Below are 23,182 nucleotides of genomic sequence, written 5' to 3' on the forward strand. Positions count from 1 at the left end.
GGGTCGTTTCTCGGGGCCGACTCCGCTCGCTACGGCCAGCTCCCGGCCTGGTCGTAGGCGTCCACGATCCGACCGATACCGACGACGTACGCCGCGGTGCGGAGGGTGTGGACCGCGTTCGACTCGTAGGTGTCGACGAGCGTGTCGAACGCGTCCGTGATCACGCGTTCGAGCTCCTCGTTGACGCGCTCCTCGGTCCAACTGAACCGCTGTCGGTTCTGAACCCACTCGAAGTAGGAGACGGTGACGCCGCCGGCGTTCGCGAGGATGTCGGGGACGACGTACGCGTCGCGGTCGGCCAGTACGTCGTCGGCGTCGGGGGTGAGCGGCCCGTTTGCCGCCTCGACGATCAGGTCGGCGCGCACGTCCCTCGCGAGGTCGCCGTCGACCGCGTTCTCCAGCGCCGCCGGAACGAGGCAGTCGACGTCGAGCGTGAGCAGCTCGTCGTTGGTGATCCGCTCCGTTCCGGGGTACTCGACCACCGAGCCGGTCTCGGCCTTGTGCGCCTTCACCTCTCGGGGGTCGAACCCGTCGGGGTCGTGGATTCCGCCGGAGGAGTCGGAGACCGCGACCACGTCGGCGCCGAGGTCGTCGAGCAGCGCGGCGGCGATCGACCCGGCGTTGCCGTATCCCTGAACGGCGACCGTCGCGCCCGCGAGGTCGCGGTCGAGCCAGTCGAACGCCTCGCGGGCCGACAGCGCGACCGAGCGCCCGGTCGCCTCGACCCGGCCCTCGCTGCCGCCGGAGTCGAGCGCCTTCCCCGTGATGACGCCGGGCGCCGTGGTGTTCTCTAAGGTCTCGTAGGTGTCTTTGATCCAGTTCATCTCCCGCTGGCCGGTGTTGACGTCCGGCGCGGGGATGTCGCGGTCCTCGCCGATCAGCGGGCGCAGTTCGGTCGCGAACGCGCGCGTGAGCCGCTCCAGTTCGCGCTCGGAGTAGTCGGCCGGGTCGATCGCGATGCCGCCCTTGCCGCCCCCGTACGGGACGTCGACGACGGCGCACTTGTACGCCATCCACCCGGACAGCGCCTTCACCTCGTCGCGGGTCACGCCCGGGTGATAGCGGATCCCGCCCTTGTACGGGCCGCGGTCGCCGTTGAACTGCGACCGATACGCGCGCACGGTCTCCAGCGAGCCGTCGTCGCGCTCGAAGGTCAGGTTCGTCTCAAGCACTCGTTCCGGGTTCTTCAGCCGCTCGATGACGCCCGGGTCGGCGTCGACGACCGCCGCGGCGTCGTCGACCTGTTCCCGCAGACTCTCGAACGGGTTCGCCTCCGAAGACATACTCTCACGTGCTGGGGGCCGGAGGTTAATTGTGACGGACGACCCGGAGAGTTCCGCGTCGGGCGCCGACGCTATCGGTCGGCGTCGGGCGCCCGGTCGAGGATCCGCTCCGCCTGCGCGATCAGCGGCGCGTCGATCATCTCGCCGTCGACTTGGAAGACGGCCCGGCCCTCCCGCTCCGCCTCGTCGCGCGCGTCGAGGACGGCTTCGGCCCACTCGACGTCCGCCGGATCCGGCGTGAACGCCTCGGTGATCGGCTCCACCTGCGCCGGGTGGATCGCGAGCTTGCCGTCGTAGCCGAGCCGCCGCGCGAACGCCGCGTCCTCGCGAAGCCCCGAATCGTCCGAGAAGTCGGTGTACACCGTGTCGATGGCGTCGATCCCGGCCGCGCTCGCGGCGACGACGACGTGCTCTCGGGCGTACAGCACCTCGGTCCCCTCGTCGGTCCGGGTCGCGCCCACGTCGGCCGCGAGGTCCTCGGCGCCGAAGACGAGCGCGTCGGTCGCGTCCGCGGCCGCGATCGACTGCGCCGAGAGGACGCCCGCAGCGGTCTCGACGAGCGCGAACACGGCCGGGTCGCGCCCGCGTTCGGCACACAGCGCGGCGACGCTTTCGACGCGGTCGGCGGTCTCGACCTTCGGGAGCATCACGGCGTCGAGGCGGACCTCGTCGGTTCCCTCCTTCGGCCGGTCCCCGTCCTCGCCGCCTCCCCCCAACACGCCGTCGAGGTCGGCCGCCGGCGACTCGGCGGTCAGCCGGACGCACACCTCCGCGTCCGGGTCGAAATCGGGGTCCGCGAGGACCTCGCCGACCGCCGCCCTCGCCTCGTCCTTCCGGCCGGGCGCGACGGCGTCCTCGAGGTCGAAACAGATCACGTCGGCGCCGGCTCCGGGTGCCTTCCGCATGAGCCCGGGGCTGTCGCCGGGCGAGAACAGCAGGCTTCGGCGTGGCATGTGCGGGGATGCGCGGGCGGGCGGCTAAAGTCCGCCGGCCGCGCCGAGAGCGGTACCGATTTCACGCCGCCGGCCGAGCGAGGCGGCATGCCCGGACTGTACTACGAGGAGTTCGAAGTCGGCGAGAGGATCGACCACGCGAAGCGACGAACGATAAGCGAAGCGGACAACCAGCGCTTCTGCGACATGACGATGAACCAGCAGCCGCTCCACCTCGACGCCGACTTCGCCGGCGGGACGGAGTTCGGCGAGCGACTGGTGAACGGGCTGTACACGATGTCGCTCGCGGTCGGGATCTCGATCCCGGAGACGACCGACGGCACCATCGTCGCGAACCTCTCGTACGACGACGTCGAACACCCGAACCCGGTGTTCCACGGGGACACGATCCGAGCGCGCTCGACCGTCACCGACAAGCGGGAGACGAGCGACGGCGAACGCGGCGTCGTCACCATGCGCGTGGAGGCGTTCAGGCTCGTCGACGGCGACGACGACGTCCTCGTCTGCGAGTTCGAGCGAACGGTGCTCTCCGAGAAGCGGCCGGACGGTGACGGGAACGCCGACGCGACATCGTAGCTACCGCTTCCGTCAGTCGTCCTCCTCGGCCAACAGCAGCCCGAGGTAGGAGGTTCGGACCTGGTCGGCGGCGTCGAGGCCGAGCCGGTCGAGCGCCTCGACCGCCGCCTCGCGCGTCGCGTCGACCTCGCCTTCCGCCTCGACTTCCCGCTCGATCTCGACGTACTCGTCGAGCCCGGCGACCGCGTCGAGCGTCACCGTGAAGCCGTCGTACGACCAGAGCTCGCGGCGCTTCTCGACGGTCGCGGCCGGTTCGAAGCCGAGCCCGGAGAGGACCGCCGCGAGCGCCTCGCCGTCGTCGACGCCCGTCTCGTGTTCGGCGCGCGTCTTCGAGGCCTCCTCGAGGAGCGGTCCCTTGTAGGTGACCGTCGCCGCCGCGTCGGGCTCGCCCTCCGACGACCTCTCGCCGTCCGCCAACGGCGTCTCGCGCCGGATCCGGAGCGCCTCGTCGGTCGCAGCGAACTCACGGTGAGGGGCGTCGTAGTAGGTGTCTCGCTGTCGCCGGGCGTCGACGCGCTCGGCGCCGACCTCGCGGAGCCGCTCCCGCGTCGCGTCTAGGCCGGCCGGAACTTTGATCTCGACCTCGTACATGCCCGGAGATGCGGACGGGGCGTTCATAAGGAACGCGGGAGGGCGCGCCCCGGGTGACGAACCGGCGGACAGCGCGCCGATGCGTCAGCGGCCGAACTGCCGCCGTCCCCCGCTCGTCGGGTGGCATCGGGCCGAACCGTGCTTCTTAAGGGTGTAACAGGAGACCTTCAGGTATGAGCGATCAGGAGCAAGCGGACGCGGCCGACGAGGCCGAAGGGACCGAGACCGACGCCGAGGGCCTCGAGAGCCGAGCGGACACCGACGCCGACGGACTCGAGGACGGCGACTTCGTCCGCGTCGCGTACACGATCCGGACGGCCGACGACGGCCGCGTCATCGACACGACCGACGAGGAGACGGCCGAAGACGCCGAAATCGATGTCGACGAGTACGACTTCGAGCCGCGGATCATCGCGCTCGGCGCCGGCCACGTGTTCTCCTCCGTCGAGGAGGCGTTCCTCGGCGCGTCCGTCGGCGATGAGGGAACGGTCGACGTGCCCGCCGAGGACGCCTTCGGCGCGTACGACCCCGACGAGGTCGAAACGGTCAAGGCCGACAAGATCCCCGAAGAGGACCGCTACCCCGGCGCACAGATCCAGATCGACAACCGCCAGGGCCACCTCGAGACGATCATCGGCGGCCGCGCCCGAGTCGACTTCAACCACCCGCTGGCCGGCGAGGACCTCGAGTACGAGTACGAGATCTTGGCCCGGATCGACGACCGCGAGGAGCAGGCCGCCGGTATGCTTGGGATGTACCTTCAGGAGGCGCCCGAGGTCCGCATCGAGACGGTCACCGAAGAGGAGGAGACCGTCACCGAGGACGACGACGGCGAAGAGACCGTCGAGACCGAGGCGGTCGAGAAGGACGTCCTCTACGTCACCGCGACCCAGGCGATGCAGATGAACCAGCAGTGGATGTTCCAGAAACAGCAGATCGCACAGGACCTCATGGACCGCCTCGACCTCGACCGCGTGGTCATCGAGGAGGTCATCGAGGGCGGCGGTATGGGCGGTCTCGGCGGTATGATGGGCGGCATGGGCGGCGGCGCCGGCGACGTCGACATCGAGGAGGCCCTCGAAGACGTCGACGTCGACGCCGACGAGATCGTCGACGAGATCGACGAAGAGTAGCCGACGCCGCTTTTACCGGCCCGCGGTTCGACCGTTTTTCGCTCCGCCGAGCGACCGCTCCGGCCGCCGAACGAATCGCTTTTGCCCGCCAGCGCGTCCACACCGAGTATGGAGATCGAACGGGCACGCGAGGACGCGCTCGTCGCCGGAGTCGCCGGCGTGACGACGATTGCGATCGCGCTGCTGTCGAGTTTCACCGGCGTCGTCTCGGTCGCGACGCTCCCGACGCTGGCGCCGCTCGCCGTGTACGCGGTGTACCTCTTCTCGCGGAAAGGCGGGCCGTACGGGACCGTCGACACCGCGCGGAACTGGGCGGTCGCGGCGGCCGGCGTCGGCGCGCTCGTCCTGCTCGCGTCGGCCGCGCTGTGAGGCACGGGACCGAAGGACGGCCGAGTCAGGCGATATCGCGGCTCGTGTCGACGGCGACCTCGTCCGTGAGCTTCAGCTTCAGGGGCTCTTCGAGGGCGGCGCCCCCCCGGAACTTGGGGACGATGAGCCGGTTCGCGATCTCGGTACCGGTGACGGTGGTCCGGAGGTCGAACACGATGTCCGCGACCTGCTCCGTCACCCGCCTCGTTCGCGGGTCCTCGCCGCCGCGGAGCGCGTGGAGCAGCGCGAGGCCGCCGGCGTCGTCGACGCGGTCTCGTATCCCGTCGAGGAACTCGGCGTACGACGACGGGGACGCGCGCCCCTCTAACGGCTCCACGGAGTCGACGATCAGCGTCCCGCTCTCGGGGAGATCGCCGGTCAACGACAGCGTCTCGTCGAGGTCGCCGCCGTCGTCCGCGGCCTCGACGGTCGTCTCCTCGTCTCCGTCGAAGCTGAGCGCCGCCTCCACCGCACCGGGTGACCGGACGGTCGTCAGGTAGCGGCACCGGCGGGCTCGAGCGAACCGGTTCAAGATGAGTTCGGACTGGCTGTCGGGGTCCGCTTTCAGCACGACGACGCTACCGCTCGGGAGTCCGCCGCCGAACTGTCGGTCCAGTACCGAGATTCCGGTCGGAAGCGTCCCCATACGATCGCTGCCGGCCGTGGAGGCTTGGGTCTGTCGGTGGTCGACCCGCCGGCCGCTCGCGGCCCCGCGGTCCGTCGTTCCGGAGTCGCCCGCGTCCGCGATCCTCACGCGATCTGCCACCCCGTCGCCGCCGCGGTCTCGGTGAGCCGTCGGGCGAGGCCGTCGTAGGCGTCCCGCACTTCCCTCTCGGACAGCGGAGCGCCCCCGCCGTCCGGGATCCGCCCGAGGACGGGGCAGTCAAGCAGCGCCGCCACCCGATCCGGCACGCTCGTCTCGCCGATCACGACCGCCCCGACCGGCGGGCAGTCGAGGCGTCTCGCGATCGCCGCCGTCTTCGCGGCGTCGCGGAGCGCGGCGCGCCTGAGGGGCGTCGCGATCAGCGCGCGGTCCGCGGCTCGCAGGGGGGCGGCCACGTCCGGCGACGCGCCCGCCGGACAGTCGAGCAACACCGGCGCGCCCTCGGGTGTCACGCCGTCGAGCGCGTCGAACGTCGCGCGCGCGTCGACGGAGCGCGCGGAGTCGGGAGCCGCGAGGACCGTCGGTTCGGAGCGGTCGGGGCGGATCGGCTCCGCCTCTCGTACCGCGTCGGCGACGCTCCGCGCGCCCCGCACGTCGGCCGGGGAGCCGGATTCGACCGGATCGGAGTCGGTCTCCACGGCTAGCCGCGCGAGGTTCGGTAGATCCCAGTCGGCGTCGGCCGCGACGACCGACGCGCCGCGCCGCGAGAGCGCGCGGGCGAGCCCGAGGGTGGTCGTGGTCTTTCCGCTCCCGCCCTTGCCGCCGGCGACGGCCATCACGGCGGGCGTGAGTCGGTATCCGATATAAAAAGTCGGCCGTGAACGGACGGTTAGTCCTGACAGCAGCCGCCGGCCTCACCGCCGAAGTCGACGGCGAGCGGCTCGGAGATGGCCTCGTTGACGGCCTCGAGCGTGTCCTCGAGCTCGTCTTGCGCGTCGAGGTACTCGCTCATCACCGGCATCGCGTGGAGCTCGTCTTGCGCCTCCTGAACGCGCTGAAGTCCGTCGTTCGTCGCCTGCCCGGTCTGTCGGGCCTGCATGAACTCCGCGCGCAGCTGCTCGAACTCGTCGATCCGGCTCTGGACTTCCTCGTCGCGCTGGACGGCGGCTCTCGCCTCCTCGAAGCGCTCGTACTCCGGGGTTTCGGCGATCCGTTCGCCGAGCTCTCGGCCGAGGTCCTCGATGGAGACCTGTTCGACGCTCATGTTCGCACATCGTCGCCGAGCGGTTTGAACCTGCCGGAGCCGGGGTTCGGGGTCGCCTTCCGACTCCCGTTACGCCACTCGGGACTCGACGAACTCGACGACCGCGTCGAGCTCCTGCGGACCGATACCGTGGCCGCCCGGGAAGCTCTCGTCGGTGACGGCGGCGTCGACGGCTTCGAGCCGGTCGACGGCCGCGCTCGTCCGCGAGTCGGGGATCACGCGGTCGCCGGCGCCGGCGCCGACGAAGACCGGTTTGCCCTCGATCCCGTCCGGGTCGAGGTCCGCGTGCGACTCGGCGAGGTAGCCGTGGAGCGCGACGACCCACGCGTAGCGGTCGGGGTCTTCGAGGAGGAGCGAGAGGCTCGTGATCGCGCCCTGGCTGAACCCGAGGAGGCCGATCCGGTCGGCGTCGAGCCCGTAGGCGTCGACCGCGGCCTCGACGCTCTCGGCGATCAGGTCGAGGCTCCGGCGAAAGTCCTCGGCGTCGGGCTGGCTCGACTCCAGCCCGCCGGCCGAGAGGTCGAGCTCGTACCACGTGTACCCGCCCTGAAGCGGGTCCGGCGCGCGGAGGCTGACGACGTGGTGGTCGTCGGGCAGTTCGGCGGCGACCGGGAGCAGGTCCTCCTCGTCGGCGCCGCGGCCGTGGAGGACGAAGACGGCGGGCGCGGGCTCGTCGTCGGCTCCCTCGTCGGGCGCGACGTGAACGTGTTCGAGCGGAATATCGGTCATCGGTCCGCGGTTGGCGAGGGCGGGGGTTAGGTCCGTCGGCCGCGGCAGCGCGTCGTCACGGGGGTCGGCGGGGATACGGTCGAGTCGACGCCGTGAATTTATAGTTCGATCGCACGAACGGTCCGCGTATGCGTCCCCGCACCCTCCCCCTGCTGGTCGCACTGCTCCTCTCCGTGACCGTCTTGGCCGCCGCGCCGCCGGTCGACGCGCGCGCGCCGCCGACGCCCGTCTGCGGCGTCTGCGAGCTCGATCGGACGACGCCGGACGGCGACTCCGTGGTCGCCGGCGAGAGCTCGCTCACCGTCACACTCCACGGTAACGGGTCGTCGACGTGGGAGGCGCGGGTCCATCTCGCGGCCGGCGGCGACGCGCTCGCGGCGAACGGATCGCTCCGTCGCGCGGTCGTCACCGACGCGGTGCGCGACGGGATCGCGGACCCGAAGGATGTCGACGCCCGAGTTGACGGCGACGTGCTGGCCGTCGATTACCGCGATCCCAACGCCACGGAACGACACCTCGGCGCCGTGGTGTTCACGCCGCTGACGCCCGCGTCTCCGCGGGTTCCGTTCGTCATCGGCGGCGAGGGGTCGCGGTACCTCGGCGCCGATCGACTCACCGTCCGCGGCGAGCCCGGGTGGGAGGTCCGGGGCGACGCGCCCGGCGGCGGAACCGGAGACGAGTTGGTCTGGTCCCGCGAGGACGCCGAGCGCGACGACGCGGAGCGGGTGCCCCTCGACGTCGACCGCGATCCCGTCGCAGTCGAAGCGGGCGCGATGCTGCCCGGCGTTCGGGCGTGGATCGCCCGACTGCTCACCGGAAACGGCTTCTGAGACGGCGGCCGAGCGGCGACGATCACGAACGTCGGGGACGGATCTCGGGGTCGAACGCGCGGTTTAACCGTCCTGCCGCACAACTCGCCACGTATGAGCGGCTCCACGGAGGGCGACCTCACGAAGACGGGGATGGCCCTGAAGCACGACCGCGAGTGGGACTACGAACTCGACCGGATCCTCGAGGCCATCGAGGAGCGCGACGCCTCGAAGGTCGGTCTCCAGTTCCCCGAGGGGCTCAAGCGCCGCGGCCCGAAGGTCGCCGACGACCTCCGGGAGGTCGCGCCCGACGACGTCACCTTCATGCTGTCCGGGCAGCCCTGCTACGGCGCCTGCGACCTCGACACGTACCTGATGCGCCGGACCGACGTGTTCGTCCACTTCGGCCACACGCCGATGAAGGAGTCCGACAGCATCGTCTACGTTCCCCTGTTCTCGAACGTCGACCCCTTCCCGATCATGGAGGACGCGCTCGAGGAGGAGCTGACCGCGCCCGAGGAGGACCCCGACGTGGGGCTCGTCACGACGGCCCAGCACATGAACCGGTTCGAGGAGATGACCGACTGGTTAGAGGAGCGCGGCTACGAGGTCCACACCCGCCGGGGCGACGACCGCCTCACGAAGGAGGGGCAGGTGCTCGGCTGTAACTACGCCTCCGCGGACATCGACGCCGAGCAGGTGCTGTACGTCGGCGGCGGGAAGTTCCACCCGGTCGGGCTGGCGATGGAACACCCCGACAAGCGCGTCGTCATCGCGGACCCGGTCAACAACGCGGTGTCGGTCGCGGAGCACGACCAGTTCCTCAAGCAGCGCTACGCCGCGGTCCACAAGGCGATGGACGCCGAGAAGTGGGGCGTCATCTTCTGTACGAAGATCGGCCAGGGCCGCTGGGAGACGGCCCAAGAGATCGTCGACAACAACGAGAACGCCTACCTGATCACGATGGACGAGGTGACGCCGGACCGCCTGCGCAACTTCGACATGGACGCGTTCGTCAACACCGGCTGTCCCCGGATCACGACCGACGACGGCCCCCGGTTCCACAAGCCCATGCTGACGCCCGGCGAGTACGAGGCCGCAATCGGCGAGAAGCCGCTCGACTCGATCGAGTTCGACACGTTCCACGACACCTGGTAGGCCGAAAGCGGAAAGCGTCCCTTTCCGAGTCGTAACAGCGGTCCGTGGATGTAATCCCGCGTGAGCGTAGACTCGAACCATGGTCTCCCGACACCGGCTCCGTTTCAGCGGGTTTGTGGTGACGGGTATCCTGATGGTCGGCGCCGGGTTGATCGAACTGTTCGAGGGGCTGTCAGCACTGTCCGGGGGTATCCCGGCAACCGAGGAGTTCCTCCTCGTCGCAATGCTCAGCGCCGCGGCCGAATGGGTGATCGCCGTTATCGTCCTCGGTCTGTTCGCGGGCCTCTTTCTCGTTGCGACCGCGGCGTCGATCCTCCGAACTGCCTCTATCCCGCGAGACGACCGACTCGCGTCAGCCGCCCAGTGGCTCGAACGACGGTACCCGGCCCTCGGGACATTCGACGTATCCGAACGGGTTGCGCCGACGACCGAGGAGCGGAGACAGGAGCTCGAAGAGGAGTACGTCTCAGGAGAGCTGAGCGAGGCGGAGTTCGAGCGCCGGCTCGCACGGCTGATGGACGCCCGGCGAGGAGCGTTCACGAGCCTCCGGCGACTCGACGGTCGAAGTCGGAGACGGCGCTCGCTGAACGCGGCGTAAATACGTCGTTCGCGTGGGCACAAAACCTACGGGACTCGAAGCCCGACTGAGAACCGAAGATGCCCGAAGAGACCTCCACCCGCCGTCGGTTTCTGAAGGCCGGGAGCGTCACGCTCACGGCAGCGCTTGCGGGCTGTAGCAACGTCTCGTCGTCCGGCACAGAGCCATCCCAGCCGGAGAACCGACGACCGAACACCACGTCGCAAACCGAGGGCAGCGAGTACACTCGAGTCTATCGCGAGACGATCCCGTCGGTCGTGCTGGTCGATACGGGGCGGGGACAGGGGACCGGATTTCTATACGACGACTCACACGTCGTCACGAACGCGCACGTCGCCGGCACCGCGTCGGAGGCACAGCTCCGGTTCCACGACGGACCGTGGAGTGACGGGACGGTACTGGGAACCGATTTCCACAGCGATCTCGCCGTCATCTCCGTCGACGAGGTGCCGGAGTCGACGGAGCCGCTGTCGTTCGTGCGAACCAGCCCGGTCATCGGTCAGGAGGTCGTCGCCATCGGGAATCCGTATAACTTGGACGGAACCGTCACGTCCGGCATCGTCAGCGGTCTCGACCGGCTGATCCCGTCACCGGCAGGGTACCAGATTCCGGACGCGATTCAGACGGACGCTGCCGTGAACCCCGGGAACAGCGGCGGACCGCTGATGTCACTTGACGGGCGCGTTATCGGTGTCGTAAACTCCAAGCGTGGGGACAACATCGCGTTCGGCATCTCGGCTGCGCTCACCCGACGCGTCGTTCCCGAACTCATCGAGACGGGCGAATACGAACACGCGTACATGGGCGTGTCGCTACAGAACGTCACGCCGGCGGTCGCGGAAGCGAACGGGATGAGCGAACCTCGCGGACTGCTAGTCGTCCAGACGGTTCGTGGCGGGCCGGCCGACGGTGTGCTCCGACCGAGCGACATCGAGTTCGTGAACGGAGTCCGCGTTCCCGTCGGCGGGGACGTTATCCTTGCGATCGGCGGGGAACCGATGCGTTCCTTCGAGGACCTAGCGAGCTACCTGGCACTACGGACCCGGCCGGGTGACACGCTCGAAGTGACGGTCCTTCGCGATGGGACGGAGCAGACGATCGAACTCACGCTCGTCTCGCGCCCCGAACAGTCACAGTCACCGCTTCGTTGACATCCTTCCCGCCCTTCACAGTAGTTGCCGAATCAAATCTCGTTCCGTAGTGAACTACCCTACCCTACTCGCTCACGGCTGACGCCGTTCGCTCCTTGAGGGTAGGGCTTCCTGTTTCCACGACGCGCTTTACAGACACCGAACCGGTGTCCGTAGGGAGCGCAGTCTCCACAGGCGTTGATTCGGAGTATCCCACTCCTACGTCTTCGAGGCCGCGAGAAAGAATGTTCCACGCCGCGTTCGCGTCCCTGTCCGCCTCAAACCCGCAGGCAGGACAGGAGTGTTCACGGACCCACAGCGGCTTCTCCGTCGAGACGCCGCAGGACGCACACTCCTTGGTCGTCCCTCTCGGGTCGCCATCGAACTGGTCGATGATGGCGTCTGTAGAGAGATTGCGCAAGTGATACAGCAGCGATTTAGCGAGTGGATTTCGAGCCGTAGCGGTGATATCGACGTGCTCGTCACGATCAAGTTGGAGCGTTTTCCCACCCGTATTTGCGAACTCCTGATCAAAAGCAATCCGAGAGAGGATTTCTTGGAAATCCTCTCTCGTGTACTTCCCACACGATTTTACGCCGAATTCGAGTTCTGGAAACAGCACCGTCGACGCAGCACGGCAAACCTGTTTCGCCTCAGTTGTCTGGACCATTTGTTGAACAACACAGCCCAGCATCAAGAGCCTCAGTCAGGTTCGGCAACTACTGTGAAGGGCGGGGCCTTCTCCTTGTACTTTCGTAACCGGCACGACCGGCCCGAATCATTGCGGAGCCAGTCCGTCCGGCGACGGTCGCTCGAGACCTCGTGATCTCAGACGAACATCAGTCTGAATCGGAGCGATTCACGGAGCTGCTTTTCGGCTCCGGTCTCGATACGGAACGGTCGTCAGGCCTCGCCCGGAGGGTGCCAAAAGAGCCCGTCGGCCACGAGGACTGCGGCTGCGATTGACGCGCCCGTTACGGGTAGCGTATAGTCTCGGGCGAGGAGCGACCCGACCGCGTACACGGCACAGAACGCGAGCGGGATCGCGAGCAGGATGAGGTCGGCGCGGTCGACCCCGTCGAGACCGGCCGGCCGAGCCGCTCGGTGCCGCCCGCTCATTCCATGTACCCCAGGTCTCGAAGCTTCCGTGCGATCTGCTTGGCCTCGGTCTCCGAGATCCCGTCGTCGGCCTCCATCTCCTGGACGACGACGTGTTTCACGAACTCCTTGACGGAGCCGAACGGCTCGTCTTCGATGTACGCCTCCACGTCCGCGACGAACTCCTTCCGCAGCGAGATCGTCGTGTACTCGCTCATTGACCGATCCGTCAGGCTCCGGACTGATAAATCTTAATTACATCTAATTACGGGTCGTCGGGGCCCGGCCCCGCCGGATCCTCCGCTCTTTTGGGGACGCGTCCCCTCCAGTCGATCGATGACGACGAACGACGCCCGCGTCTCGACCACGCACATCGGTAGCCTGCCGCGACCGCCGGAACTGCTCGACCTGCTCACCCGCCGTCAGGACGGCGAGACGGTCGACCCCGACGAGTGGGCGGACACCGTCGCGGCCGCGACCCGCGACGTCGTCGACCGCCAGGTCGAGACCGGCCTCGATTCGATCAACAACGGCGAGCAGTCTCGCGTCTCGTTCAACTGGTACGTCGCGGACCGGCTCAGCGGCATCGGCGGCGAGCGGGAGACGGAGCTGTGGGCGGACCTTCAGGAGTTCCCCTCCTACGCCGAGGAGACGTTCAAGACCGACGTGATCGACCTCTCGATGCACCCGGTCGTCACCGAGGCGGTCGAGTACACCGGTCGCGAGGAGGCGCAGGCGGAGATCGACGGGCTCACCGACGCGCTCGCGGCCGCGGACCGCGACGTCGACGACGCGTTCATGACCGCGGCGTCCCCGAGCGTCGTCACCGCCACGCACGTCAACGACCACTACGACGGGTACGACGAGTTCCTGTTCGCGGTCGCCGAGGCGATGAAGACGGAGTACGAACTCGTCGCGGACGCCGGGCTCACCCTCCAGATCGACGCCCCGGAACTGCTGACGGTCGGTCACACCGCGGCGTACGCGGACGAGCCGCTGGAAGCCGCGAAGGACGCGACCCGGCTCCACGTCGAGGCGCTCAACGAGGCGCTCGCGGACGTGCCCGCCGAGCAGGTCCGGCTCCACACGTGCTGGGGGAGCTACGAGGGCCCCCACCACCTCGACACCGACCTCGCGGAGATGCTGCCGCTGATCTACGAGGCCGACATCACCGGACTCAGCGTCGAGCAGGCGAACCCGCGCCACCAACACGAGTACCGCGCGTTCGACGAGCATCCCGTTCCGGACGGCTGGACGCTCATCCCCGGCGTCGTCGACGTGAAGACGAACATCGTCGACCATCCCGAGACGATCGCGGACCGCTTAGAGCGCGTCGCGGACGCGGTCGACGACGGGACCCCCCTCGTCGCCGCGCCCGACTGCGGCTTCGGTACCCAGGCCGGCCTCGCGATGGTCGATCGGGAGATCGCGTGGGCGAAGCTGGAGGCGCTCGTCGAGGGCGCCGAGATCGCGAACGACCGGCTCGCCTGAGCCGACGCGCGCCCGTCCGGTCAGTCCCGGTCGACGACCCGCTCGACGTACTCGACCGCCTCCGCCGGCGACGCCGCCGGCTCCACGCCGTCGATGTCGTGGGTGTCGAGCCCCGCGACCGGGCGCCCCTGCGCGAGCGCGAGACCGATCTCCGAGAGCGTGCCGCTCGCGCCGTCGACCGCCACGACGGCGTCGCCGTTCATGACGACGAGCGCGTTGCGCGCGTGGCCCATCCCCGTCGCGATCGGGGTCGTGACGTGCGGGTTCGCGTCCCCGCGGCGGTCGGTCGGCAGGATCCCGATCGTCTCGCCGCCGGCCGCGCGGGCGCCGCGACAGACCGCTTCCATGACGCCGCCCAGGCCGCCGCAGACGACGGCGTGGCCGCGCTCCGCGAGCCGTTCGCCGAGCGCCTCCGCGACCGCCGCCGTCTCCGGACCGATCGAACTCCCGCCGATGACGCTGACGCGCATGGCTCGCCTCACGGCGCGCCGACGGTAAAACCGACCGACTGTACCGCCTGACCGACGGGAGCGGACCGCCTCGCGTCGATTCTCGTCGCTGAGACCGTCACTGAAACCCTTATCCCTGCTCGCCGCGAACGAGGGCTATGACGTACGATACCGTCGTGTTCGACAACGACGGTGTCCTCGTGGGCCGCACGCGCTTCGACGTGCTCCGGGACGCGACCCGGAACGCGTTCGAGGAGTGCGGCGTCGAGGAGCCCGATCCGGACGACGTAGAGCAGATGACCATCGGTGCGACCCCCGGTAGCGTCGGCACGGTCTGTCAGACGTACGACCTCGACCCGGGGTCGTTTTGGCGCACGCGCGACGACGTGGTGTCGCGGGCCCAACAGCAGGAGGCCCGCGAGGGACGCAAGACCCCGTACGACGACCTCGACGAGCTCCAGGACCTCGATGTCCAGATGGGGATCGTCTCGTCGAACCAGCAGGCGACCGTCGACTTCCTCGTCGACCACTTCGACGGCTTCGACCGCATGGGCGCCGCGTACGGCCGCGAACCGACGATTCACTCGCTCCAGCTTCGCAAGCCGAACCCGCACTACATCGAGCAGGCGCTCGGCGACCTCGGCGCGGGGAACGCCTTATTCGTCGGGGACAACGAGTCCGACGTCCGCGCGGCCGAGAACGCCGGGATCGACTCGGCGTTCATTCGCCGCCCCCACCGCCGCGACTGGGAGCTGAACGTCTGGCCCACCTGGGAGATAGAGCGGCTCTCCGACCTCCACGACATCGTGGAGTGAGGCCGCCGCGCTCCCCCGTCGCTCGCGTTTCACCAGCGACGCGTCTGCGACGCCCGCCGGGGTGCGCCTGCTCGGTCCGCGGTCGCCCGATGAAGCGTTTAAATCGGATGGGGCGTAACTCGCCCTCGTGACCGACTCGCCCCCGTGGGCCGACCTCTTCGGCCATCCCGAACCCTACCCGGAGCAGGCCGACGGTATCGACGCCGCCGTCGACGCCGCCGCGGACGGCGGCTTCCTCGCGCTCGAGGGCGCCTGCGGGACGGGAAAGACGATGCTCGCGCTCACCGCCGGGCTCGACCGCGTCCGCGATCCGGAGTCCGACTTCGAGCGCGTCTTCGTCCTCACCAGCGTCAAACAGCAGCTGCGCCAGTTCGAGACGGACCTGCGGACGATAAACGACGACCTCCCGGGCGACTACGACCCCGTCTCCGGGCTCACCCTCGTCGGCAAGGCGGATGTCTGTCCGTACGCCCGGGAGAACCGGGGCGGGATCGACCGCGAGAACGTGTACGAACGCTGCGAGGGGCTCCGCGAGCGAACCCGGAACCTCGTCGGGGACGGCGGAGCGACGACGACCTCGAACCTCGTGAGCGAGGCGCGGAGCCAGCAGGTCGGCCTGATGGACTCGGGCGCCGCCACGGGCGCCGGGTCGGAGAACGGCGCTGACGGGTCCGGCGCCGCCGACTACCTCTCCGTCGACGGCGAGCCGACCCCGTACCGCCCCGACACCGAGGAGTACGACGACGTGGAGTTCTGCCCCTTTTACGCCGGCTTCCTCGACGACCTCCCGGACGACGGCGACCCCGCGGAGGCGGTCCCGTTCGACGTCACCGAACTCGGCCACGTCGACGCCGACGAGCTCGTCCGGCTCGCCGCCGGCCACGGCTCCTGTCCCCACTCGATCATGGGCGCGCTCGTGCCGGAGGTCGAGGTCGTCATCGGCAACTACTACCACGCGTTCGACCCCGTGACGACGGGGACGTTCACCGGCGCGCTCTTAGACGACTCGACGTTCGTCGTCTGCGACGAGGCGCACATGCTCGAACCGCGCGTGCGCGACCTCGTGAGCGACGCGGTCGCGGACGCGAGCCTCCGCGACGCCGAGAACGAGCTCACCCGCGTCGTCCAGCCGCTCTCGTTCGAGAGCGCGGGCGCGGAGTCCGACGACGCCGCCCTCGTCCGCGGCGAACTCGAGGACGCGGACGTGACGATCGAGGAGATCGAGGCGGTGCGGGAGTTCTACGCCGACCTGCGCGGCGAGCTCGACCGCCGCGTGACCGCGCACCTCGACCGCGAGCGCCCCGACTGGCGGGCGTCGATCCGTGAGCTCGACGATACGGAGATCCCGCTCCGCGACCCCGAGGAGCCCGGCGAAGACGAGATCACCGCGTGGGCGGACGCGGAGGGGTACGGCGAGCGAGTCTGGGCGCGCGCCGAGCAGGTCGGCGCGGTCGTCAAGCGCGTCCTCGACTCGCTGGAGGACGAGGACAAACAGCGCGCGGCGCCCGGCGTCGGCCGCACCCTCAACGCCTGGTACCGCGAGGGGCACACCGACTTCTTCCGGGCGATCGAGCTCGAACGCACCTTCGACGAGACCGAGCCGCCGGACTCGTGGCGGCGGGCGTACAACGCGCGGCTCGCGCTCCACAACTGCCTCCCGAGCGAGCCGATCGGCGATCGCCTCGCGGAGTTCGGCGGCGGCGTCCTCATGAGCGCGACGCTGGAGCCGATGGACCTGTTCCGGGAGGTGACCGGGCTCGACCACCTCGCCGAGCGCGGGCGCCCGGTCGTCGAGCGGACCTACGGCCTCTCGTTCCCCGCCGAGAACCGCGCGAGCCTCGCGGTCGACGCGCCGAAGTTCACCCACCAGAACCGCGGCGCGCCGGGCGAGGAGAACCCGACGCGGCTCGCGCACCTCGACGCGACGGCGGCGGTCGCGCGCCGCGAGGGGAACGTCCTCGTGGGGACCCCGAGCTACGCGGAGGCGACGTGGATGGCTGAGGCGCTCTCGGAGCGCCTCCAGAAGCCGGTCCTCTTGGACGAGTCATCGGGCGACCGCGAGACGGAGTCGCTGAAGGACGACTTCTTCGCCGGCGACGGGAAGGTGCTGGTGACGAGTCTCCGCGGAACCCTCACGGAGGGCGTCGACTACCGGGGCGACCGGCTCTCGGCGGCCGTCGTCTGCGGCGTCCCGATCATCAACACGGCGCGGCCCCAGACGCGGGCGGTGATCACCGCCTACGACCGCCGGTTCGAGTCGGGCTTCGAGACGGCGCTCACCGTCCCCGCCGTGCGGAAGGCCCGCCAGGCCGTCGGTCGCGTCATCCGCGGTCCGGACGAGCGCGGCGTCCGCGTGCTGCTCGACGCCCGTTACGCGCGCGACTCGTGGAACGGCGTTCGAGAGTACCTGCCCGAACACGAGCGCGAGGAGTACCAGCCCGTGAGCCCGGACATGCTGGAGGTCGCGCTCGACCGGTTCGAGTCGACGACGCCGGCGGCGAGCGAGTGACGCGGGCGCGCCGTCCCGAGCGATAACGTCTCGTTATCCGCCGGTAGGCCGCTCGTAACTATGTCGTCACGGGGGGGTATCTGTGGTATGTCCCCCGTCCACCGGACCGAACGGTACCACCTCGTCTGCCGTGAGTGCCCGCTTGAACGCCTGTACGACGCCGAGGCCGACGCGGACGCGGTCCGGCGCACCCACGTCGACGAGACCGGGCACCGCGTCGCCGTCGACCGGATCGCGTGAAGCGGGCGGTTCCGTGCGACCCGCTCAGACGACGTTCGACTCGATGTCGCGCGGGAAGTTGGTGAGCCGCTCCGTCCCCGACTCGGTGATCGCCACCGTGTCGGAGTGGCGGTAGCCGTACTCGTCGGTGTAGATCCCGGGCTCGATGGTGTACACGTGGCCAGGCGCCATCACGGCGTCGTCGCCGTCGTAGCGCTCGCCCCAGCCGCGGTCGATGTACGGCGGCTCGTGGGCGCCGAGACCGATGTTGTGGCCGACGTGGTGTTGCGCGAGGTCGGTCACCCCCTGCTCCTCGAAGTACTCCCAGACGACCGCGTCGACCTCGTCGACCGGAACGCCCGGGCCGAGGGCGTCAATGGCGAGCGTCTGCGCCTCCAGCATGAGCTCGAAGTAGTGCGCCTGCTCGTCGGAGTAGTCGCCGACGAACATCGTCCGCTCTAACTCCGAGCGGTAGCCGTCGACGTTCGCGCTCGCACCGGTGACCAGCACGTCGCCCTCAGAGAGCCGCTCGTTCGGGGTGTGTCCGTGGGGGAGCGCGGTCTCCTCGCCGGAGATGTAGCCCGCGTGGACCGGCCCGTCGCCGCGGACGCGGACGCTGTAGGCGTCACCGAGCGCGTCGAGCATGGCGCGGGAGGCCTCGGTCGACGCGCGCTGCGAGACGGTCGCCGGGTGCGCGCCCGGCTCGGAGAAATCGGCGAGGTAGCGGTGCCCGAGGTTGGCCCACTTGGCCGACTCGCGGATCAGGTCCACCTCCGCGTCGGACTTCGCCCAGCGCATCCGGTCGACCCACGACTGCGTCTCGACGTCGAGGAACTCGGAGAACGCGGGCCCTTCGTACCCCATCACGCCCGGCGGCCCGTCGGCGTCGGCGGCGATCGCGTCGGCGCCGAGGCCGTTCAGCATCTCGACGGCGACCGAGACCGGCTCGCCGCCGGGGTAATCGAAGTAGTCGCGGACGGCGTCGATCCGCGGGTTCGGAGAGACGCGTTCGACCTCCAACCGCGGGACGGTTATCTCGACGCGGTCGGCGGTGACCGCGAGTACGACCGGGCGCTCCGTCTGGATGTGGTGGAAGCCGGTGAGGTACTCTATCGCCGTCGCTCCGACCCACGTCGCGGCGTCGGCGTCCCTGTCTGCGAGTCGGTCCTGGACCGCTGCGAGCCGGTCCGCGAAGGCCGACTCGGGGAGTCGCGTGGCCATGGCTCAGGATACGCGAACGCGGGGATAAACGGTCGGGTAGCGGAACGCCGGAGGCGTTTCGCCCGTCTCGACTCAGTCCTCGCGGCGGGCGAACGCGAGGTTGCCGGAGACGTTCTTGATGTAGGCGGTCACGGTCTCCCCCTCCTGTGCGCCGGGAACGAAGATGGTGTACTCGCCGCGCTCGGCGACGCCGTCGCCCTTGCGGCCGGTGCCGACGATTTCGAGCTCGTACGTGGTGCCCGACTCGACGGCCTCCTCCTGCCGCTGGGTGTTCGAGGTGTTCTGCTTCGCCACCGGGCGGAACGCCCCGCACGCCTCACAGCGGAGCATCGGCGTCCGGTTCTCGGTCTCCAGCCGGGTGTCGGGGAGGCCGCACTCCGAGCAGGTGACGAACGACTCGATGTACGAGTCGATCGCGGCCTGGAAGTCGCGCTCGCGGAAGTTCCCGCTGTAGCGCGCGCGGCCGTCCTCGTACTGGCCCGCGGTACCGAGCTCCTGTTGGATCTTCGAGTGGACGTGTTCGGGATCGCGGCTCAGCGCGTCGGCGATCGCGGAGAGGTTCGTCAGACGGGTGAACGCCCCGTCTTTCTGCCACTCTGGGTCGGGCACCGACAGTCGCTCGTCGGAGCCGCCCAGATCCGGTACCTCATCCATCGCGCGGTCGAGGCTCGATTCGTAATCCATACGCGAGGGAACGACAGCGCGACGGAAATCGCTTCCGGGTTCGGTGGCGGCGGCTCTGGAAGGCGGAGACCGTGTTAGGAAGGTAGCAGTCGGCCGGATGTTGGTCGCCTTCGAAAGAAAATAGCGGGAGGTAGATTTGAACTACCGATCTCCGGGTTATGAGCCCGGCGGAATCTCCTGGCTATCCCATCCCGCTATCGTAGCACAATCGCGTGCGACTGTTAAGGGTTCTGATCCCGCCGCCGGTATGCGATTCGTCCACGCGTCGGCGGCGGTCGCGGTCTCCCGTGCCGACGTTCGAATCACTCCCCGCTGGCGCCCTCGTCGCCTCCCGACCGCGCCGCGACAGCCTTGAGCCGGATCCGAAGCGCGAGGACGGCGATGGCACCGAAGCCGACGGTCACGGCGACGTCGGCGGGATCGCCCGAGAGCGCCCGCTGTGCGGTCAACCCCGCCATCAGCGCGAAGGCGAACGCCACCAGCCCCGCGATCGGAATCACGTACCCCTCGTCGAACGCCGACCCGCCGGACTCGTCGCTCATTTCTACCTCCTCCGCGGGCGACCGGCAAAAGGGTCCCGCGACAGCCCCTCCCTTGCGTCGGCCGCAAACGATTTTACCCATCATCGATAGTGATAGACGATGTACAAGCCGCTGTTGACGACGGACTTTCTGGACCGGGCGCGGCGTCACTACGCCGACGAGGAGGCCGTCCTCGCCGTCGACGGGACGCGATACACGTACGCGGAGCTCGGTGAGCGCGCGGACCGCTTCTCGGCCGCGCTTCAGGAGCGCGGGATCGAGAAGGGCGACCGGGTCGCGGTGCTGGACCCGAACACGCATTACCACCTGGAGGCCGCCTACGGCGCGATGCAGCTCGGTGCGGTTCACACGCCGCTGAACTACCGGCTCACGCCGGACGACTTCTCGTACATGCTCTCGGACGCGGGCGTCGACGCCATCTACGCCGACGCCGAGTACGCCCCGAACGTCGAGGCGATCCGCGACGAGGTGCCGACCGAGACGTTCCTCACGAACGACGCGGACGCGGTCGCGGGCGACTGGGAGTCGTTCGACGCCGCGCTCGACGACGCGGACCCAGACGCCTACGAGCGCCCGGAGATGGACGAGGACGAGGTTATCACGATCAACTACACCTCCGGGACGACGGGCGACCCGAAGGGCGTCTGCCGGACCCACCGCGCCGAGACGCTCCACGCGTACCTGATCTCGATCCACCAGGAGATCACCGACGACGACGTGTACCTCTGGACGCTGCCGATGTTCCACGTCAACGGGTGGGGACACATCTACGCGATCACGGGGGCGGGGGCCCGGCACGTCTGTACCCGCGGGGTCGACGTCGCGGAGACGTTCGACAGGATCCGCGGCGAGGACGTGTCGTACTTCTGTGCGGCGCCGACCGTCCTCAACATGCTCGGCGATCACCACGCCGAACACGGGGGCGAAACGACCGGCGACAACGACGTGCGGGTCGCCACCGCGGGTGCGGCGCCGCCGGAGGCGACGATCCGCACCGTCGAAGAAGAGTTCGGCTGGGACCTCAAACACGTGTACGGCGCGACCGAGACGGGGCCGCTGATCACCACCTCCGACGCGAAGCGCCACTACGAGGCGGGCGCGGACGACCGCTTCGCGGTGAAGAAGACGCAGGGGATCGGCTACCTCGGCACGGACGTGCGCGTCGTCGACGAGACCGGCGAGGACGTGGCCGCCGACGGCGAGACGATCGGCGAGATCGTCGTCCGCGGCAACCAGGTGATGGACCGCTACTGGAACAAGCCGGAGGCCACCGAACAGGCGTTCTCGGAGCGGTTAGCGGGGTACTACCACATGGGCGACCTGGCCGTCGTCGACGAGGACGGGTTCGTCTCGATCCAGGACCGCAAGAAGGACATCATCATCTCCGGCGGGGAGAACATCTCCTCGATCGAACTGGAGGACACCCTCTTCGAACACGACGCCGTCTCCGACGCCGCGGTCATCCCCGCCCCTGACGAGCGCTGGGGCGAGACGCCGAAGGCGTTCGTCGTCCCCGAGAGCGGCGACCCGGACGACGCGGGCGCGACGCCCGAGGAGCTGAAGACGTTCGTCCGCGACCGCGTCGCGGACTACAAGACGCCCGGCGAGGTGGAGTTCGTCGCGGAGCTCCCGACGACCGCCACCGGGAAGATCCAGAAGTACGAGCTGCGCGAGCGCGAGTGGGACGAGGAGGAGCGGATGGTCGGCGAGGGGTAGCGGCGCTTCGCGCCGTCGCGGCGCGTTCGGAACCGGTCAGGCCTCGCCGTCGTCGGTTTCGGCTGCGTCGTCCGCCTCGACGCCCTCGTTCCCTTCGCTGCCGGCGTCGCTCAGGCGGTCCGTGTCGATGCTGACCCCCGGCGGCGTCACCACGAGGAAGCCGCGGAAGTGTATCAGCTCGCCGTCCATGTCCTTCACGTCGCGCGCGAAGGGGGCGGCGAGCTCGTTGAGGTCGCCCTCGATCGACAGCACCAGCGTGTTCCCGTAGTCGACGCTGCGGACCCACTCCTCCGGGTCGGTCGTGCCGTCCAAGACGCCGAGAACGACGTCGCCGGCCGACGCGAACGCCTCGTCCATCTTCGCCTCGGCGTCCCGCAGGTCGAGGTCCCAGTCGCTCATACGAGGGGGTCGACGGGCGGCGGCAAAAGGGTTCGGGAGCGACGCCGTCGCCGGCGCGCCGGTCGGCGCCTCCGTCGATCCGGTCGTCGGTTCACGGTGCGGTTAAGTGCGTTCCCGACCGATCGCCGGACATGGAACGCACGCGGCGGTCCCTGCTCGCGGCCGGAGCGACGGTCGGCGTCGTCGGCGTCGCCGGCTGTCTCGGCGGGGGAGGCGGAAGCGGAACCAACCTGGACCTGAGCGGCGTCGAGCTCGACACCGGCGAGTACGACTGCGACCTGACGGAGCCGTCGGACCCGGAGCTCGACTACCGGCCGACCCTCGGTGACCCCGAGTCGGACGTGGTCGTTCGGGCGTTCGAGGACTTCACCTGCGGGCACTGCGCGAGCTACAAGCTCAATCACTTCCCGACGATCCGCGCGGAGTACATCGACCCCGGCGCGATCCGGTACGAACACTGGGACTTCCCGCTCCCGGTCAACGAGCGCTGGGCGGTCCCGGTCGCCAGCGCGGCCCGCGGCGTCGGCGCCCGCAACGGCGACGAGGCGTTCTTCGAGTTCGCCACGGCCGCCTACGAGTCGCAGGGGAGCTACAGCGGCGAGGCGATCGGTGCCGCCGCGGAGGCCGCAGGCGCGGACCCCTGTGCGGCGATGTCGGACGCGCGGTACGCGGCGTACGGGGAGGCGTCGGCGGACGACAAGTCCGAGGGCCTGTCGATGGGCGTTCAGGGGACGCCGACCATCTTCGTGAACGGGAGCCCCGTCGAGGGCGGCTACGGCGCCGAGACGATCGCGGCGGCGATCGAATCCGAGCTCTGAGACGCGGCGAACGTGGTCGCGACC

At 69.4% G+C, this 23,182-nt stretch carries 26 protein-coding genes, 1 tRNA gene and 1 pseudogene; 13 read left to right on the forward strand and 15 right to left on the reverse strand.

From position 1 onward, the window contains the following. Nucleotides 1-29 precede the first annotated feature (29 nt). Both BM286_RS09570 and BM286_RS09575 read right to left on the reverse strand, forming a co-directional pair. On the reverse strand, nt 30-1,283 hold the full coding sequence (locus BM286_RS09570) for a Glu/Leu/Phe/Val family dehydrogenase (protein WP_092921482.1): 1,254 nt from the start codon (nt 1,281-1,283) through the stop codon (nt 30-32). 71 nt (nt 1,284-1,354) lie between these two features. After that, entirely contained in the window at nt 1,355-2,236 is an 882-nt protein-coding gene (locus tag BM286_RS09575) for an HpcH/HpaI aldolase/citrate lyase family protein (RefSeq protein ID WP_092921484.1), read from the reverse strand. Nucleotides 2,237-2,323: 87 nt separating this feature from the next. On the opposite strand from BM286_RS09575, the gene BM286_RS09580 reads away from it, so the two are divergent. Then, nucleotides 2,324-2,812 (forward strand): MaoC family dehydratase, encoded by a 489-nt coding sequence (locus BM286_RS09580; RefSeq protein ID WP_092921486.1) that lies wholly within the window; start codon nt 2,324-2,326, stop codon nt 2,810-2,812. Nucleotides 2,813-2,824: 12 nt separating this feature from the next. On the opposite strand, the gene cyaB is transcribed toward BM286_RS09580, so the two are convergent. Then, complete coding sequence (cyaB, locus tag BM286_RS09585) at nt 2,825-3,403, reverse strand: class IV adenylate cyclase (protein WP_092921488.1); 579 nt, start codon at nt 3,401-3,403, stop codon at nt 2,825-2,827. A gap of 173 nt (nt 3,404-3,576) precedes the next feature. Between cyaB and BM286_RS09590 the strand changes: the two genes are divergently transcribed. Beyond that, a complete protein-coding gene (locus BM286_RS09590) occupies nt 3,577-4,536 on the forward strand; it encodes an FKBP-type peptidyl-prolyl cis-trans isomerase (protein ID WP_092921490.1) in 960 nt (319 codons plus the stop codon). A 108-nt stretch (nt 4,537-4,644) separates the two neighbouring features. Then, nucleotides 4,645-4,905 carry a hypothetical protein gene (locus BM286_RS09595; RefSeq protein WP_092921492.1) on the forward strand — a complete coding sequence of 87 codons (261 nt, stop codon included), beginning with the start codon at nt 4,645-4,647 and terminating at the stop codon, nt 4,903-4,905. Between the two features lie 25 nt (nt 4,906-4,930). Here BM286_RS09595 and BM286_RS09600 read toward each other — a convergent pair whose 3' ends face one another. From BM286_RS09600 to BM286_RS09615, 4 genes are all read right to left on the reverse strand, one after another. Beyond that, nucleotides 4,931-5,551 (reverse strand): RAD55 family ATPase, encoded by a 621-nt coding sequence (locus tag BM286_RS09600; protein ID WP_092923187.1) that lies wholly within the window; start codon nt 5,549-5,551, stop codon nt 4,931-4,933. Between the two features lie 104 nt (nt 5,552-5,655). Then, nucleotides 5,656-6,348, reverse strand: a complete 693-nt coding sequence (locus BM286_RS09605) for a MinD/ParA family ATP-binding protein (RefSeq protein ID WP_092921494.1) — start codon at nt 6,346-6,348, stop codon at nt 5,656-5,658. A 50-nt stretch (nt 6,349-6,398) separates the two neighbouring features. After that, the gene (locus BM286_RS09610) at nt 6,399-6,773 is read right to left on the reverse strand and encodes a YlbF family regulator (RefSeq protein WP_092921496.1); all 375 of its coding nucleotides are present in this window, start codon (nt 6,771-6,773) and stop codon (nt 6,399-6,401) included. A 69-nt stretch (nt 6,774-6,842) separates the two neighbouring features. Next, the gene (locus tag BM286_RS09615) at nt 6,843-7,502 is read right to left on the reverse strand and encodes an alpha/beta hydrolase (RefSeq protein ID WP_092921498.1); all 660 of its coding nucleotides are present in this window, start codon (nt 7,500-7,502) and stop codon (nt 6,843-6,845) included. 128 nt (nt 7,503-7,630) lie between these two features. On the opposite strand from BM286_RS09615, the gene BM286_RS09620 reads away from it, so the two are divergent. From BM286_RS09620 to BM286_RS09635, 4 genes are all read left to right on the forward strand, one after another. Then, nucleotides 7,631-8,332, forward strand: coding sequence for a hypothetical protein (locus BM286_RS09620; protein ID WP_092921499.1), 702 nt, complete (start codon nt 7,631-7,633; stop codon nt 8,330-8,332). A 93-nt stretch (nt 8,333-8,425) separates the two neighbouring features. After that, a complete protein-coding gene (gene dph2 / locus BM286_RS09625; RefSeq protein ID WP_092921501.1) occupies nt 8,426-9,469 on the forward strand; it encodes a diphthamide biosynthesis enzyme Dph2 in 1,044 nt (347 codons plus the stop codon). A gap of 79 nt (nt 9,470-9,548) precedes the next feature. Next, nucleotides 9,549-10,067, forward strand: a complete 519-nt coding sequence (locus BM286_RS09630; protein ID WP_092921503.1) for a hypothetical protein — start codon at nt 9,549-9,551, stop codon at nt 10,065-10,067. A gap of 59 nt (nt 10,068-10,126) precedes the next feature. Beyond that, complete coding sequence (locus tag BM286_RS09635) at nt 10,127-11,218, forward strand: S1C family serine protease (protein WP_092921505.1); 1,092 nt, start codon at nt 10,127-10,129, stop codon at nt 11,216-11,218. Between the two features lie 64 nt (nt 11,219-11,282). Here BM286_RS09635 and BM286_RS15750 read toward each other — a convergent pair. Then, nucleotides 11,283-11,573 (reverse strand): annotated as a pseudogene (locus tag BM286_RS15750) (zinc ribbon domain-containing protein); the annotation flags it as partial. Between the two features lie 739 nt (nt 11,574-12,312). Continuing rightward, nucleotides 12,313-12,513 carry a hypothetical protein gene (locus BM286_RS09650; protein WP_092921511.1) on the reverse strand — a complete coding sequence of 67 codons (201 nt, stop codon included), beginning with the start codon at nt 12,511-12,513 and terminating at the stop codon, nt 12,313-12,315. 118 nt (nt 12,514-12,631) lie between these two features. Here BM286_RS09650 and BM286_RS09655 point away from each other — a divergent pair, with 118 nt between their 5' ends. Then, complete coding sequence (locus BM286_RS09655) at nt 12,632-13,786, forward strand: cobalamin-independent methionine synthase II family protein (protein ID WP_092921513.1); 1,155 nt, start codon at nt 12,632-12,634, stop codon at nt 13,784-13,786. Between the two features lie 20 nt (nt 13,787-13,806). Here BM286_RS09655 and BM286_RS09660 read toward each other — a convergent pair whose 3' ends face one another. Then, a complete protein-coding gene (locus BM286_RS09660; RefSeq protein WP_092921515.1) occupies nt 13,807-14,256 on the reverse strand; it encodes a TIGR00725 family protein in 450 nt (149 codons plus the stop codon). A 137-nt stretch (nt 14,257-14,393) separates the two neighbouring features. On the opposite strand from BM286_RS09660, the gene BM286_RS09665 reads away from it, so the two are divergent. The 3 genes from BM286_RS09665 (at nt 14,394) to BM286_RS15615 (ending at nt 17,799) form a co-directional block, all read left to right on the forward strand. After that, on the forward strand, nt 14,394-15,050 hold the full coding sequence (locus BM286_RS09665; RefSeq protein WP_092921517.1) for an HAD family hydrolase: 657 nt from the start codon (nt 14,394-14,396) through the stop codon (nt 15,048-15,050). 127 nt (nt 15,051-15,177) lie between these two features. Further along, a complete protein-coding gene (locus BM286_RS09670; RefSeq protein WP_092921519.1) occupies nt 15,178-17,559 on the forward strand; it encodes an ATP-dependent DNA helicase in 2,382 nt (793 codons plus the stop codon). Nucleotides 17,560-17,646: 87 nt separating this feature from the next. Beyond that, nucleotides 17,647-17,799: a hypothetical protein gene (locus tag BM286_RS15615; RefSeq protein ID WP_167603381.1), complete on the forward strand. Its 153-nt coding sequence runs from the start codon at nt 17,647-17,649 to the stop codon at nt 17,797-17,799. Nucleotides 17,800-17,823: 24 nt separating this feature from the next. Here BM286_RS15615 and BM286_RS09675 read toward each other — a convergent pair whose 3' ends face one another. From BM286_RS09675 to BM286_RS09690, 4 genes are all read right to left on the reverse strand, one after another. Further along, nucleotides 17,824-18,999 carry a M24 family metallopeptidase gene (locus BM286_RS09675; protein WP_092921521.1) on the reverse strand — a complete coding sequence of 392 codons (1,176 nt, stop codon included), beginning with the start codon at nt 18,997-18,999 and terminating at the stop codon, nt 17,824-17,826. 72 nt (nt 19,000-19,071) lie between these two features. Then, nucleotides 19,072-19,683, reverse strand: a complete 612-nt coding sequence (locus tag BM286_RS09680; protein ID WP_092921523.1) for a translation initiation factor IF-2 subunit beta — start codon at nt 19,681-19,683, stop codon at nt 19,072-19,074. A 121-nt stretch (nt 19,684-19,804) separates the two neighbouring features. After that, nucleotides 19,805-19,879, reverse strand: a tRNA-Met gene (locus BM286_RS09685). Between the two features lie 106 nt (nt 19,880-19,985). After that, nucleotides 19,986-20,225 (reverse strand): hypothetical protein, encoded by a 240-nt coding sequence (locus tag BM286_RS09690; RefSeq protein ID WP_092921525.1) that lies wholly within the window; start codon nt 20,223-20,225, stop codon nt 19,986-19,988. A gap of 99 nt (nt 20,226-20,324) precedes the next feature. Between BM286_RS09690 and BM286_RS09695 the strand changes: the two genes are divergently transcribed. Next, nucleotides 20,325-21,941: a long-chain-fatty-acid--CoA ligase gene (locus tag BM286_RS09695; protein ID WP_092921527.1), complete on the forward strand. Its 1,617-nt coding sequence runs from the start codon at nt 20,325-20,327 to the stop codon at nt 21,939-21,941. A 36-nt stretch (nt 21,942-21,977) separates the two neighbouring features. On the opposite strand, the gene BM286_RS09700 is transcribed toward BM286_RS09695, so the two are convergent. Next, a complete protein-coding gene (locus BM286_RS09700) occupies nt 21,978-22,340 on the reverse strand; it encodes a DUF5779 family protein (protein ID WP_092921529.1) in 363 nt (120 codons plus the stop codon). Between the two features lie 131 nt (nt 22,341-22,471). Between BM286_RS09700 and BM286_RS09705 the strand changes: the two genes are divergently transcribed. Continuing rightward, nucleotides 22,472-23,158, forward strand: a complete 687-nt coding sequence (locus BM286_RS09705; RefSeq protein WP_092921531.1) for a DsbA family protein — start codon at nt 22,472-22,474, stop codon at nt 23,156-23,158. Nucleotides 23,159-23,182 lie beyond the last annotated feature (24 nt).

Source organism: Halorubrum sodomense (genome assembly GCF_900111935.1).
In the GTDB taxonomy this organism is placed as follows: Archaea; Halobacteriota; Halobacteria; order Halobacteriales; family Haloferacaceae; genus Halorubrum; species Halorubrum sodomense.

Bases quoted from the DNA above. Each gene is read 5' to 3' on its own strand.
- BM286_RS09570 (WP_092921482.1), bottom strand. From the start codon at position 1,283: ATGTCTTCGGAGGCGAACCCGTTCGAGAGTCTGCGGGAACAGGTCGAC.
- BM286_RS09575 (WP_092921484.1), bottom strand. From the start codon at position 2,236: ATGCCACGCCGAAGCCTGCTGTTCTCGCCCGGCGACAGCCCCGGGCTC.
- BM286_RS09580 (WP_092921486.1), top strand. From the start codon at position 2,324: ATGCCCGGACTGTACTACGAGGAGTTCGAAGTCGGCGAGAGGATCGAC.
- cyaB (WP_092921488.1), bottom strand. From the start codon at position 3,403: ATGTACGAGGTCGAGATCAAAGTTCCGGCCGGCCTAGACGCGACGCGG.
- BM286_RS09590 (WP_092921490.1), top strand. From the start codon at position 3,577: ATGAGCGATCAGGAGCAAGCGGACGCGGCCGACGAGGCCGAAGGGACC.
- BM286_RS09595 (WP_092921492.1), top strand. From the start codon at position 4,645: ATGGAGATCGAACGGGCACGCGAGGACGCGCTCGTCGCCGGAGTCGCC.
- BM286_RS09600 (WP_092923187.1), bottom strand. From the start codon at position 5,551: ATGGGGACGCTTCCGACCGGAATCTCGGTACTGGACCGACAGTTCGGC.
- BM286_RS09610 (WP_092921496.1), bottom strand. From the start codon at position 6,773: ATGAGCGTCGAACAGGTCTCCATCGAGGACCTCGGCCGAGAGCTCGGC.
- BM286_RS09615 (WP_092921498.1), bottom strand. From the start codon at position 7,502: ATGACCGATATTCCGCTCGAACACGTTCACGTCGCGCCCGACGAGGGA.
- BM286_RS09620 (WP_092921499.1), top strand. From the start codon at position 7,631: ATGCGTCCCCGCACCCTCCCCCTGCTGGTCGCACTGCTCCTCTCCGTG.
- dph2 (WP_092921501.1), top strand. From the start codon at position 8,426: ATGAGCGGCTCCACGGAGGGCGACCTCACGAAGACGGGGATGGCCCTG.
- BM286_RS09630 (WP_092921503.1), top strand. From the start codon at position 9,549: ATGGTCTCCCGACACCGGCTCCGTTTCAGCGGGTTTGTGGTGACGGGT.
- BM286_RS09635 (WP_092921505.1), top strand. From the start codon at position 10,127: ATGCCCGAAGAGACCTCCACCCGCCGTCGGTTTCTGAAGGCCGGGAGC.
- BM286_RS09650 (WP_092921511.1), bottom strand. From the start codon at position 12,513: ATGAGCGAGTACACGACGATCTCGCTGCGGAAGGAGTTCGTCGCGGAC.
- BM286_RS09655 (WP_092921513.1), top strand. From the start codon at position 12,632: ATGACGACGAACGACGCCCGCGTCTCGACCACGCACATCGGTAGCCTG.
- BM286_RS09660 (WP_092921515.1), bottom strand. From the start codon at position 14,256: ATGCGCGTCAGCGTCATCGGCGGGAGTTCGATCGGTCCGGAGACGGCG.
- BM286_RS09665 (WP_092921517.1), top strand. From the start codon at position 14,394: ATGACGTACGATACCGTCGTGTTCGACAACGACGGTGTCCTCGTGGGC.
- BM286_RS15615 (WP_167603381.1), top strand. From the start codon at position 17,647: ATGTCCCCCGTCCACCGGACCGAACGGTACCACCTCGTCTGCCGTGAG.
- BM286_RS09675 (WP_092921521.1), bottom strand. From the start codon at position 18,999: ATGGCCACGCGACTCCCCGAGTCGGCCTTCGCGGACCGGCTCGCAGCG.
- BM286_RS09680 (WP_092921523.1), bottom strand. From the start codon at position 19,683: ATGGATTACGAATCGAGCCTCGACCGCGCGATGGATGAGGTACCGGAT.
- BM286_RS09690 (WP_092921525.1), bottom strand. From the start codon at position 20,225: ATGAGCGACGAGTCCGGCGGGTCGGCGTTCGACGAGGGGTACGTGATT.
- BM286_RS09695 (WP_092921527.1), top strand. From the start codon at position 20,325: ATGTACAAGCCGCTGTTGACGACGGACTTTCTGGACCGGGCGCGGCGT.
- BM286_RS09700 (WP_092921529.1), bottom strand. From the start codon at position 22,340: ATGAGCGACTGGGACCTCGACCTGCGGGACGCCGAGGCGAAGATGGAC.
- BM286_RS09705 (WP_092921531.1), top strand. From the start codon at position 22,472: ATGGAACGCACGCGGCGGTCCCTGCTCGCGGCCGGAGCGACGGTCGGC.